This is a genomic window from Lysinibacillus sp. FSL K6-0232 (genome assembly GCF_038008325.1).
Lineage (GTDB): Bacteria > Bacillota > Bacilli > Bacillales_A > Planococcaceae > Lysinibacillus.
The window spans coordinates 1,963,698-1,976,408 of the sequence record NZ_JBBOYW010000001.1; the positions used below are offsets into that span (position 1 = coordinate 1,963,698).

The window sequence follows — 12,711 nt, forward strand, 5'->3', positions numbered from 1 at the left end:
CTTTACGAGCTGGTGTAGCTGGTAGATGTTGGTGAGATTTTAAAGGAAATTATCCTTTACGATTAGTGGCAGAGAAGGAGGAATTGCAAACATGAAAAAAACACTTACTGCAATTTGTGCAACATTTCTTTTAGCAGCTCCAATTCAATTCGCATCAGCTGCTGCCAATACATCAGAGGAGAATTCCGTACAGCCATCAACAAACTGCAACGTTTACAATTATAAATGGTCTAATCATCATAAATGGTCGGTGAAACAGCCACAGCCAACGACACCATCTAAAGAGGTGTCAAATCCAGCTCAGCCACAACCAACACCGCCAGCAACATCTACACCATCAACAGATGTCAATGCATTTGAGCAAGAGGTTGTCACATTAACAAATGCTGAGCGTACAAAAGCTGGTTTAGCGCCACTTCAAACAGATGCACCATTGATGGCAGCAGCTCGTGAAAAATCACAAGATATGCAAAAAAATAAGTATTTCTCTCATACAAGCCCAACATTTGGTTCACCATTTGATCGTATGAAAGCTTTAGGCATTAAGTATAAAGCTGCTGGTGAAAACATTGCCCAAGGTCAACGTTCACCGCAAGAAGTCGTACAAGCGTGGATGGACTCACCGGGTCACCGTGCTAATATTTTAAATGCGAAATTTACACATATCGGTGTCGGCTACGTGCAATCAGGCAACTACTGGACACAACAATTTATTCAAAAATAATCATATCCTTGTGGAGGATGCCTCGCTTATTGAGCGGGGCATCTTTTTATGGCTATCCGTCAAAATAGGGGCTCAATCCGTCACTTAGAACGTTCTATCCGTCACTTTCACAAATCTATCCATCTACCCTCGCAGAAAAAATAGAAAATAGTAGTTTTTAATCGCTATTTTTGGGGAATTACTAAATTAGTAGTGGGTAAAAAGTACGGAGGGGTGAGAGGGATGAAAAAGCCGAATCGATTAAAGCAGTTTTTTTCAAAAGAAGTGGTGGCACAGCCAGTGGCAGTAGAGGCGGTGCAGGATTCTCAGTTATTTGCGTATGCCTTATCCTTTGCAAAATACCATCCTGATATGATGATTGTCTTTGCGGCAGACGGTGAAATTATTTATGTCAATCAAGAGGCACTCTATCAACTTTTACAATACGAGCCAAACCATGCTGAAGACTTTAAGCAAATTTTTACAGCAGCAGATTATAAGCGTTTAAAACGAGCATTTAATCAAACATTACGGGGGAAATCAACAAAGCTTGATATTGAAAGCCTTCAGCATCAAGGGCATAATCTTAGCCTGATCCTAACATTTATTCCGATTAAAAATGAGGAGGGACAAGCAGAGGGAATTTATTTAATTGTGGAGGATATATCGACCTATGCAGCAATGAAGCATCAGCTACTGCTACATGAAAAGCACTTAAACTATGCGCAGCAAATTGCCGCGGTTGGTAGCTGGGAGTATTTTATCCAGCATGATAAGCTGTATTGCTCAGATCATTTTTATCATATTTTCGGCTTTGAGCGTTCGGAAAATGTGAGCATTGACCAGCCATTTCAACTAATTCATCCAGAGGATTATGAAAGAACCTATCAGGCATTTGAGGCTGCTTGCAAGGGCATGAATTTTGACAGTGAATTTCGCATTTATCATGGTCAAACAAATGAATTGTGCTATTTACAGGCTGCCGCAGAAATAATTTGGAAGGATCATCAGCCATTTAAAATGATTGGTGTTGTCAAAGATCATACATCCTTTAAGCTAATGGAGCAAACGCTGAATGATACACTTGCAAACTATCACGATATTTTTAACAACCTAGATGCAGGCGTTTGGATGAGGGATTCTATTCGTGGGAATATGCTTTTTGCGTCAAAAGGACTAGAGGGCATTTTAGGTATTCCATTAGAGCAGCTTTATAAAGATTCAGAAGCATGGCTTAATCTGATTCATCCTGCCCATCGTGAGGAGGTATTAGCGTATACAGACCATCTCGCATTAGGGGAAAGCTATCAAGTGATTTACCGAATTATCACAGGCGATCAACAAATCAAATGGCTGCTGGAGCAAATTGTGCCACGATTGGATCAGCAGGGGGATGTTAATCATATTTTTGGCTTAGTAACAGATATTACAGCGGAAATTGAGCGTGAGGAGCGGCTAAATTATTTAGTGTACTATGATGAGCTGACAGGCTTGCCGAATCAGCTAAGCCTCTATAGTAAGCTGGATGCTTTATGTACAACAAGTGAGCCATTTGCGCTTTTATATCTATCCATTAACCGCTTCCATATCGTACACCATGGACTAGGTATTCACATCGGCGATGAGCTGCTACGTGTTGTCACTAATTATTGTGCAACAGTATTGGACGATCATAGCTATATAGCGCGACTAGACCATCAGCATTTTGTGATTATTGTTAAAAAATATAGTAATAAACAAAAAATCTATGCGCTTGCCAATCGTTTATTAAAATTCTTTCATTCAGCCCTTACCGTGAAGGATTATCAGCTTCATGTATCGGCAAATATTGGGATTGTTTTTTATCCAGAGGACGGTTTAACGAGAACGATTTTATTGGAAAATGGTTATGCGGCTTTATGCTATGCACAGCAGCAAGGACGCAATAATTTTTATATACATGCCGTGACAGGGGATATTACCTCCTATAAGCAATCTGTGCTCAATCGAGATATGCGACAGGCTTTGCTTAATGAGGAGTTTGAGCTTTATTTTCAGCCGTTGGTGGAGCCGCAAAAAGGTATTATTTATGGAGCAGAGGCATTAATTCGCTGGCATCATAAAGAATGGGGGCTTGTATCACCAGGTGAGTTTATTCCGTTAGCGGAAGAAAATCATATGATTCATATTATTACAGATTGGGTCATTAAAAAGGTATGCACATTATTGCAAGAGTGGAAGCAGCAGGGCCATGTATTACGCACCATTAGCATCAATATTTCACCTATTCACCTAGTGAAAAAAGGGTTTGTGAAATTTGTGCAGGAGCAAATCCAAACACATGGAATAAAGGCAGACTATTTGGAGTTTGTTGTATCAGAAAGTGCGATGCTCAAAAATAGTAAAAGTGTACGCAATGTGCTGCAGGAGCTGCGAACGCTTGGTGTGAAAATTGCCATTGGTGATTTTGGCACAGGCTATTCCTCCCTCGAATCTTTACGCACATTTCGCCCAACAACGATTCATATTTATGAGGCTTTTATTCGGCAAATTCGCCATGACCATCCGATCGAAAATGGGCTAATTTCTACAACCATTTATTTAACGAAAATGCTCGGCATTCAAGTAGTGGCAAAGGGTGTGGAGAGCTATGACCAATTTATTTTCTTGAAGCAGCAAGAATGCAGCTATATCCAAGGCGACATTTACACAAAGGCAGTGCCTGCAAAAACATTTGCCACAATGCTAGCACGAGGCTTTTTAACACCGCAAAAAGTTAGATCGAATAAGAAGCCTGCTGTTGAACGGCGCAAGTATTATCGCTTCCGCTTTCCAGCCTATGTTCAAGGCTCTATGACGATAGTTGAAATGAATCAGCAAAAAATCAATATTGGGCGTACACCGATTTTAATCGAAAATATTAGCTTAGGTGGCATGAAAATTTGCTCATCACTTAAACTACCTATTAATCAAACCATGAAATTTCAATTTAGCTTTACGTTAATGGATCAGCCCTTCCATATCGAAGGAACATTTAGATGGACATTAGAGGAACACTATCAAATCTATTCCTATGGTGTGGCATTTCAGCTAAAGGCTGAGGATGAAGGAAAGCTAGCACCGATTATTCATCGAATGACAGCCCTGCATCATCAGCATGAAAAAATTACAGGAACACCATTTATTTATGAAGATATGGAAGCATTTTTTAAAAAAGAATAAACAAAATCGCCTGCTCCTGATAATGGAGCGAGGCGATTTTTAGCTTGTTAAAATAGCAATCGCTCGGACAGGCGCACCATCTGCATCCTGATACTTCATTGGTAACGCACAAAATGTAAAGAGGTCATAACCGATTTGTCCAAGATTCGTTAAATTTTCTACAATAATAAAATCCGTATCCGCTAACACTTTTTTATGAATGGTTAGGTTTGCATCTGTCAGGGCATCAATGCTGATGACATCAAGCCCAACACCCTTTTTCTTACTTTGAATAAGGTAGTCCGCCACTTCCTCAGTGATGGCTGGATAGTTCCCAAAATAGTGCGCTGAGCCCCAATAGCGCTCCCAGCCAGTATAAAATAATAGAAAATCTGCTTGATCGGCTCGCTCCTTGACGGGATGAATATTGTCCATTGTAATGCGCTGTCCCTCCTGTACATGCTGACAGTCAATTACCAAGCCTTTGCCTATAAATTGCTCTGCTGGAATGGCATCCAATGTTGTTCTATCGGCAAATATATGGTTAGGCGCATCCATATGTGTACCAGTGTGGGAGGTGATGGTTAGAGAGGTTTCTTTAAAGCCATCTGTTTGGTGCTGGCAAATAACATGGAATGCTGGCTGAGCTGTACCAGGGAAAACGGGCATATGCTCTGTTAGCGTATGCGTTAAGTCAATAATCTTCATAAAAATACCTCACCATGATTGATTTAAGCTGCTATTATTGTACCATTTCAAGTGCGAAAGGCTGAAATTTTCGTGCTTCATCTATATCTTTTCTTTGGCATATAGTAAAATAGAAGATTGAAAGTAGTATTCACTACGATGGCTTTTAAGGAATAGGAGAATTTATGTGAAACAACAAACAATCATTTTAACCGGTGGAGGGACAGCGGGCCATGTATCATTAAATCAAGCGATCATTCCGTCTTTACTTGAATTAGGTTATGATGTCCATTATATTGGCTCAGATGAAGGTATTGAAAAAGAATTGATTGGCGAGGCATTTCCGCATGTGCCGTTTTATGGCATTGCAAGCGGGAAGCTCCGTCGTTATTTCTCTATGAAAAATTTTACAGACCCCTTTAAAGTGTTAGCGGGCGTGATGCAAGCGTTTCGTATTATAAAAAAGGTGCAGCCGCAAGTAATCTTTTCAAAGGGTGGCTTTGTTTCGGTTCCTGTTGTCATGGCTGCTAAGCTTGCAGGTGTGCCAGTAGTCATTCATGAATCAGATGTAACACCCGGCTTGGCAAATAAAATCGCATTACCCTTTGCCTCGCATATTTTCACCATTTTTGAGGAAACATTACAGCATGTACCGCAGGACAAAGCAACATGCACAGGCTCTATTATTCGCCCAGAGCTATTTCAAGGAGATAGAGCAAGAGGGCTGGCATTGTGTGGCTTTACGACATTAAAGCCAGTGTTATTAGTAATGGGAGGAAGCTTAGGCTCTGTTGTGTTAAATGAGGCATTACGTAAAAATTTACCAGAGCTATTAAAGCAGTTTTATATTATTCATCTATGCGGCAAAGGGCATGCTGATCAAGCATTAGCTGCAATGCCCGGCTACAAGCAGTTTGAATATGTGACAACAGAGCTGCCTGATTTATTGCATGCAGCAGACTATATTGTATCGCGTGCAGGCTCTAATTCGATTTTTGAGTTTTTAGCGCTACATAAGCCGATGCTATTAGTGCCGCTTTCTGCACAAAAAAGCCGTGGCGACCAAATTTTAAATGCGAATTTATTTAAAAAACAAGGCTATGCAGAGGTGCTACAGGAAGAGGAGCTGACAAAGGAATCCTTTTTGAAATCGGTTCGTACACTAACGGAGCGTAAGGAAGATATGGTGGCAGTGATGGAGAAAACACTAAAGCCGAAAACACCCGATGAAATGGCAGCGCTTATTTTGCGCTATAAAAAATAATGATTGTCAAAATAAAAGAAGCTATATGGCAGTAACACCTATAGCTTCTTACGATTGCTTACATTGCTTGTTCTTCACCATCCTGCATTTCATGTGCAGTTGTTAGATAGAATAAATCTTTTGGAATTTTAAATAAATTAAATTGCGCTTCGCCGCTATTGACCTGTGCTAGTAATGTTGGATGACTGTCATTCGCCTCTACTACATAAGGTAGCTTTAACGCAGCGCGCTGTGATTTTATATTTTCAACTCGAATTCGAAGAAATACCGTATGGAAATGATAGTCAAAAAATAATTCATTCAAAAAAAGTAACTTGGCTTTCTGATTATAGCCTTTTCCTTGATATGGAAGCCCAATCCATGTACCTAAGAAGCCAGCACCGTCTTCAATATCATGAATACTAATCGTGCCGATTGGTTGGCCCCAGTCATCTGTAATGGTTCTGGAGATAGTAAGACCTCTTGCTTCCTCCTCAATCAGTTGTTTTGTCATAAACCAATACTCATCCGCAGATGTGGCTTTTTGACGGACAAAGGGAAATACAGAAGGGTGTGATAATAGTTCATAAAGCTCTGTGCATTCATGCAGGTCTCGATGTTTAAGCATACGAAACGCCTCCTTTACTAGGGTAGTTCAAACAATTCCTTAAAAGCATAAAGAAGAAAACTAATATTCGTACTGGAATTAAAACCCAAAGAACTAGACGTTATAACTATGATATTCCATAATCTCCCGCTGTCTTACTGATTTTACCATACCGAAAAAAAGGTAGTTTTTTAAATATAATATATCATAAAAACTGCTTAATGCAATCTTTTTGCTCGTAAAAACAAAAATTTAAGTTTAATAGTCAGTAAATTCTGATAAAACAGCGAATATTGCAGCGATCTATTATGCTTTACCCTGTTTTTGCATGTTTTAGACATTATTTTGACGAATTTATGCAAAAAAATAGTTTTTTGTCATAAATTATTAGAGAAGCATAGAGCGCTAACCGTTGAAAATCGCGTATTGCATGAAAAATACATGAATATTTTTATAGAACACTCAGCAAGGAGGCGTTTCAAACATGACTTTTCAGACGCTTCCTTCTATTGAAGTCAAGCCGTACTCCGACACATCTACTATGCTATTGTTGGCTGACTGTGCATATAATGATTCTAGTAAGGTGAATGTATTTCTTTAGTAGGATATTATTTTGTAATAATGGGGAATATAGCAAAAAATACCCTTAAAGGATTTAATTTCTCTAATTCTTGAAAGGTAATTTTTAAATTTTATGTTATAATAGTAGTATTCATTTTGAGATAAATAAGCCAAATAGTAGCATATTGATTTTGATAGCACTGGTTTTTCTGGGGGTGACAGTATGGAGTATCTTTTAAGCGAAGATTTTTTTAATGAATTATTTATCGGTAAAGATTTTGTTTTTCTGATGAAAAAGGTAGGGGACGATTATCAATATATTCGCTTAAACCAAGCAGCTCAAGAACTGTTATCAAATGAGGCAATTGGAAAAATGCTATCAAGCGTTATGTCCAGCCGCTACGCTTCAACTATTCAGAAAAGCTACCATCAAGCAATAACAGAGCGCAGTCAGGTCGACTATGTAGATTATGCATATGTGCAGTCAGAGGTTCGTAAATATGAAACTTCTGTTAGACCATTGCGCTATAAAAACGAGGATTATATTTTAGCAATTACGAAGGAAATTCAATATGATCGTAGCATTGAAGATAAATTTTTATTTATGCAGTCGATGCTTGACCACGCTTTTTTCTCAACGCTTATGCTATCAGCAGAGGGCATGATTTATGAGGCAAACGCAAGGTTTATGGAGGACTTCCAATTAAATCATGACAGCATAAAACAACAGCTACTTATTGATTTGCCGATTATTCCAAAGGATGAGGCATATAAAATTAAGCGCTATCTACAAAAGGCAGCAACGGGTAAAAATGTGAGCGAAAAGCTTATTAAACTGCATACATTAGATGGGCAGGAGCGCATGTATTTATTATCGTTATCGCCTGTGATGCAGGTTGATCATTCATTTGCCATTTTTTTGATGATGCAAGATTGCACACAAAATGCTCAACAGAAGGCAGAGCTACGCTCAAAGTCGCATGGACTGGAAGTGTTTAAGGCTGCCTTAAATTCGGCAACAGCCATTGCGTTATTAGATCATGAAGGCACGGTTATCGAAGCCAGTGAAATGTTTTTACATGCTTCTGGTTATACAGCAGAGGAATTAATCGGCCAGCCGTATGATATTATTGAGCCGCGTCATCATTCTCTTAACTTTTTACAAACGATTGCTGAGAAGCTTGAGGCAGGAGAGATGTGGCAAGGAGAGCTATGCTACCGCACCAAGTACCATGCTGATTATTGGGTGGAGGCAACGATTGTTCCGTTGAAAAATGAGTTTGGTGAGCTGGAGCAAATTTTAAGCATTAACTATAATATTACAGATAAGAAAAGAATGTTCACCGAATTAAAAAATATTGAGCGTACATTCCGATTAATTACGGAAAATACCAATGATTTAATTGTGATTACAAATGAGGATGGCATTATTATTTATGCATCACCATCGTATCGCATGTATTTAGGCTATGAAAATGTTGAATTGCAAGGGCAATTTTACAGCGATATTGTAGATGATGAAAGCAAGGCTGCATGGCAAACCTTTTTAAATAATTATACAGGTCAGACGGATGCGCGCTTTGAGCTATTATTGAAGGCAAAGGATGGCACACCGATTTGGACAGAAAGTAATGTAACCGTTGTCCATGACCCTGAGCGTGAAAAGGTATCACAAATTATGATGGTTTCTAGGGAGATTACACACCGCAAAGAACGAGAAAATGATTTGCTATACCTAGCCTACCATGATTCATTAACACAGCTACCAAATCGACGCTTTCTTCAAAAGGAGTTTCCGAAAATTTTGGCTGAGGCACAGGCTAATCAAACATGTGTGGCAATGCTCTTTATAGATGGCGATGATTTTAAAGAGGTTAATGATCGCTATGGTCATGAAACAGGGGATGCTTTTATTCAACGATTTGGTTATACATTAAGTAAAACAGTGCGTAGCCATGATTTGGTCATTCGTGTGGGTGGCGATGAGTTTATTGTCCTGTTAACAGGCTTAACAACAGAACAGGACAAAAGGCATGAGCAAATGATGCATATTATTGACCGTATTCGCCATGAGCTAGCGGAGGGCTGGGTGATTGATGACTGTCATTTCACACCAACAGCCTCGATGGGTATCGCCTATTATCCAGACCACGCTGAAACATTAGAGGCATTAATGGATTTAGCGGACCAAGCATTATATAAATCAAAGGAATCAGGCAAAAATAATCTATCTATATATAAGGTGATTAACTTTTAGACTTACACTCTTTTTCTTCGTTTTCCTGTATACTATTCTTAATAGATATGAAACGGAGAAAAATGATGCGTAAAATTGTCCTAATTCCTGAAGAACAAATTCCTGCTGCTTTAGAAGAATTAAAGCTTGTCATGAAAGAAGAAAACAATCATAAAATGTTCGTTCGCTACCAAGTGATTTATATGTTACTTTCCGGCGAATCGTATGAAAAAATTGTCGACTATACAGGTCTTTCTTTAGCGACGCTGTTCAATTATCGCAAAGCTTATTGTGAAAAAGGGATCGCTGGACTTGGACGTAAAAAACAACCTGGTCGAAAGCGTCATTTAACGGCTGAACAAGAAGCACGAGTCGTCGCGACAATTGTCAACCAAACGCCTAAAGATGCTGGTTTTCCCGTTGAAATGAACTGGACAGCGCCTCTTCTTCGCGATTGGATTGAGCGAACATTTGGTGTGTCTTTTTCTGTACGTGGGACACGTGATTTATTGTACCGTCTTGGTTTAAGTTATACGAAACCAACGTATACATTGGAAAAAGCAGACCCCCTCAAACAAGCAGTTTTCCTTGAAAAATTTGAACAGGCGAAAAAAAACTAATTCATGGTCAAATTGATCGTATTTTATTTGAAGACGAGTCAATGATCCGTGATTACCAAGCGATTTCCAACACGTGGTTTCTTAAAGGTCAACAAAAAATCATTCCAACATATGGCCGACATCAAGGGGTTAAGCTAATTGGTACATTGGATTACGAAACGGGCGATGTATTTTGCGTGCAAGAAGAACAATATACCGCTGTTGAATTCCTAAGTTTTTTAGAAAAAGTCATCGCTCGTTATCCGAATGAACGCATCGTGATGGTATTAGACAATGCGCGCATACACCATGCGAAATTGATTCAACCATTTTTAGAAAAGTATCAAGATTTCTTTGAATTTCTGTTCCTTCCGCCGTACAGTCCCAATTTAAATTTAATCGAAGGACTGTGGAAATGGATGAAGACAACGGTGATCCACAATGTCTTTTACTCAAATGTCGGAAAGATTCAACGTGCTGTCCAAGGCTTTATCCAAATGATTAATCAAACACCTGAAAATACGGTGAATAGGCTGTGCTTGAAACTCTAATTTTCTTTCACCGTATATATATTTCAGAAATTCACTAAAAGTCTGTCTTGCAAGGCAGACTTTTTATATTGTTCTATTTTAACAATCGCATAACGGACTTTTTATTTCATAATATGCTATAACAATAAGAGGGATATTATTTTGAAATAGAAGGTGATCAGATGCCTAAAAAAATATTATTGGTCGAAGATGAAAAACATATTGCGCGCTTTGTGGAGCTAGAATTGCAGCATGAGGGCTATGAGGTCACTGTTGCCTATGATGGTCGTGAGGGGCTTGCCTTGGCAACGGCTAAAAGCTTCGATGTACTGCTACTCGATGTGATGTTGCCGGGGCTTAATGGCATTGAAATTTGTCGGCGTATTCGCACACAATCACAAGTGCCGATTTTGCTATTAACTGCAAGAGATGCTGTGATGGATCGTGTGGCAGGCTTAGACGCAGGAGCGGATGACTATATCGTGAAGCCTTTTGCTATCGAGGAGCTGCTGGCTCGCATCCGTACAATTTTACGCCGTGTAACACCAGAGCCATCCACTGGTGAATCCTTGCATTTCCGTGATATTCACATGGATACAGCCGCCTATGAAGTTTTTGTACAGGGGAATAAACTTGACCTAACAAAGACAGAATATGATTTACTCAAACTATTAATTGAGCATAAGAATCGGGTGTGTACACGTGAGCAAATTTTAACCTCTGTGTGGGGCTATGACACAGATATTGAAACAAATGTAGTAGACGTCTATATCAGACATTTACGCACAAAGCTGCCAGGTGATATGAATGCCTATATTGAAACCGTTCGTGGGGTTGGGTACGTGATGCGCGAATGACAAGCTTAAAAAACTATTTGCGTCGCCAATCATTGCAAAAGAAATGGATGCTTACATCAAGCAGCGTCATTTTTATTAGCTATACGATTATTTGTGTTGTTGTCTATGTGTTCCTTCATACATGGCTGTTACATGAGGAGGAGAGTAAAGTCATACGCACAAGTAAGGACATTAGCTCTTTTTTAGAATCTCAAGGTCCGAATATTACAATTCAGCAAATCCAACAAAATACAGGCTTGCTAGAATCCATTGTTGATCGCGATGAAACGGTCAGAATGTTTAATAGAGATGGCGTTGAAATATTGCGTATTAACAATGCATCCTCTGCTGCACCATTAACTACCATGCAGGAAATAGTGGAGATGACCATTGATAAGCAGGATGCTCTTGTGGTGAATGAACCGATCCAGCTCGGCTTTTTCCAGGGCTATATTCAGGTGATTCATCCATTAACAAGCTTTCAATCGCTGATGCATTATTTGCTGACAGCCATGCTGATCGCAGGGCTAGGGGCATTGATTGTATCAGGCTCGATTGGCTATTACCTTGCTAATTACTTAATGAAGCCGCTCCATGCCTTGCGTGCCTCTATGAAAACAGTGATGGATCAAGGCTTTAAGGAGCCCATTCAATTAACCTATACATCACATGATGAAATAGGCGATTTATTGAAAATGTATAATGCGATGATGAATGAGCTGCAAATTTCCTTTACACAGCAGCAGCAATTTGTGGCAGATGCTTCCCACGAGCTACGCACGCCGATTCAAGCGATTGAAGGGCATCTATCCTTGTTAAAGCGCTGGGGGAAGAATGATCCAGCTATATTAGAGGAATCCATTGATACTTCGCTGACAGAAATTGCTCGTATGCGTAAAATGATAGAGGAATTATTAGAGCTGGCACGGCGAGAAGAAAAGGATGAGGCAAGTGCAGCAGATGCGCCAGCCGTTATTGAGGCAGTCATTGAGGAGATGGCATTGCTATACCCAAAGGCGCGCATGACGCTGTCGAAAAAGGACGAAATCGGTCCATTATTTATAACGGAAAATGCACTTAGTCAAATCGTTCGCAATATCATTGAGAACGCAATTCGTTATTGTGAAAAAATACCTGAGATTCAGCTTTCGCTGTCAATGGCTGGTAATTATGCGTGTTTAGAAATTGCGGATAATGGTATAGGAATAGCAGAAGAGAATATCCCATTTATCTTTGATCGTTTTTACCGAGTGGATGAAGCCCGAAATCGGCAAATTGGTGGGACAGGCTTAGGGCTGAGTATTTCGAAGATGTTGCTTGAAAAGTATAATGCCTCAGTAGAAGTCAAGAGTGAAGTAAATGTTGGAACCGTTTTCTCATTAAAAATTCCGCTAAAATATTAAGAAAAATCTATGCTTTATTTCGGAATTCTATCCTTCGCGAAAAAAATTGCTTAATTTGCTAAAAAGAGTTGTATTTTTTGTGAAGAGTAGTAAGATTGAAGTGGAAAAAATGTTCTTTAAATTATG

The 12,711-nt window shown here is 39.4% G+C and carries 9 protein-coding genes; 7 read left to right on the forward strand and 2 right to left on the reverse strand.

All coding sequences use genetic code 11. From position 1 onward, the window contains the following. Positions 1-91: 91 nt before the first annotated feature. Complete coding sequence (locus tag MHB42_RS09580; protein WP_340805728.1) at positions 92-724, forward strand: CAP domain-containing protein; 633 nt, start codon at positions 92-94, stop codon at positions 722-724. A gap of 222 nt (positions 725-946) precedes the next feature. Further along, positions 947-3,904: an EAL domain-containing protein gene (locus MHB42_RS09585; RefSeq protein WP_340805730.1), complete on the forward strand. Its 2,958-nt coding sequence runs from the start codon at positions 947-949 to the stop codon at positions 3,902-3,904. Between the two features lie 39 nt (positions 3,905-3,943). Here MHB42_RS09585 and MHB42_RS09590 read toward each other — a convergent pair whose 3' ends face one another. Then, a complete protein-coding gene (locus MHB42_RS09590; RefSeq protein ID WP_340805732.1) occupies positions 3,944-4,591 on the reverse strand; it encodes a cyclase family protein in 648 nt (215 codons plus the stop codon). A 166-nt stretch (positions 4,592-4,757) separates the two neighbouring features. Between MHB42_RS09590 and MHB42_RS09595 the strand changes: the two genes are divergently transcribed. Then, complete coding sequence (locus MHB42_RS09595) at positions 4,758-5,834, forward strand: undecaprenyldiphospho-muramoylpentapeptide beta-N-acetylglucosaminyltransferase (RefSeq protein ID WP_340805733.1); 1,077 nt, start codon at positions 4,758-4,760, stop codon at positions 5,832-5,834. Positions 5,835-5,892: 58 nt separating this feature from the next. Here MHB42_RS09595 and MHB42_RS09600 read toward each other — a convergent pair whose 3' ends face one another. Then, positions 5,893-6,441: a GNAT family N-acetyltransferase gene (locus MHB42_RS09600; protein ID WP_340805735.1), complete on the reverse strand. Its 549-nt coding sequence runs from the start codon at positions 6,439-6,441 to the stop codon at positions 5,893-5,895. Between the two features lie 763 nt (positions 6,442-7,204). Here MHB42_RS09600 and MHB42_RS09605 point away from each other — a divergent pair. From MHB42_RS09605 to MHB42_RS09620, 4 genes are all read left to right on the forward strand, one after another. Continuing rightward, on the forward strand, positions 7,205-9,238 hold the full coding sequence (locus tag MHB42_RS09605; protein WP_340805736.1) for a sensor domain-containing protein: 2,034 nt from the start codon (positions 7,205-7,207) through the stop codon (positions 9,236-9,238). A 65-nt stretch (positions 9,239-9,303) separates the two neighbouring features. Beyond that, positions 9,304-10,367, forward strand: a protein-coding gene (locus tag MHB42_RS09610; RefSeq protein WP_340808510.1) for an IS630 family transposase whose coding sequence is annotated in 2 segments (ribosomal slippage) — positions 9,304-9,825 and positions 9,828-10,367 — 1,062 coding nt in all. Because the reading frame shifts where the segments join, the coding sequence is not laid out codon by codon here. A 161-nt stretch (positions 10,368-10,528) separates the two neighbouring features. Continuing rightward, positions 10,529-11,203, forward strand: a complete 675-nt coding sequence (locus tag MHB42_RS09615; RefSeq protein ID WP_340805737.1) for a response regulator transcription factor — start codon at positions 10,529-10,531, stop codon at positions 11,201-11,203. Then, positions 11,200-12,585, forward strand: a complete 1,386-nt coding sequence (locus MHB42_RS09620) for a sensor histidine kinase (protein ID WP_340805738.1) — start codon at positions 11,200-11,202, stop codon at positions 12,583-12,585. Before MHB42_RS09615 ends, MHB42_RS09620 begins: the two co-directional genes overlap by 4 nt. Positions 12,586-12,711 lie beyond the last annotated feature (126 nt).

Coding starts and splice junctions, on each gene's coding strand:
- MHB42_RS09580 (WP_340805728.1), top strand. CDS start 92: ATGAAAAAAACACTTACTGCAATTTGTGCAACATTTCTTTTAGCAGCT.
- MHB42_RS09585 (WP_340805730.1), top strand. CDS start 947: ATGAAAAAGCCGAATCGATTAAAGCAGTTTTTTTCAAAAGAAGTGGTG.
- MHB42_RS09590 (WP_340805732.1), bottom strand. CDS start 4,591: ATGAAGATTATTGACTTAACGCATACGCTAACAGAGCATATGCCCGTT.
- MHB42_RS09600 (WP_340805735.1), bottom strand. CDS start 6,441: ATGCTTAAACATCGAGACCTGCATGAATGCACAGAGCTTTATGAACTA.
- MHB42_RS09605 (WP_340805736.1), top strand. CDS start 7,205: ATGGAGTATCTTTTAAGCGAAGATTTTTTTAATGAATTATTTATCGGT.
- MHB42_RS09615 (WP_340805737.1), top strand. CDS start 10,529: ATGCCTAAAAAAATATTATTGGTCGAAGATGAAAAACATATTGCGCGC.
- MHB42_RS09620 (WP_340805738.1), top strand. CDS start 11,200: ATGACAAGCTTAAAAAACTATTTGCGTCGCCAATCATTGCAAAAGAAA.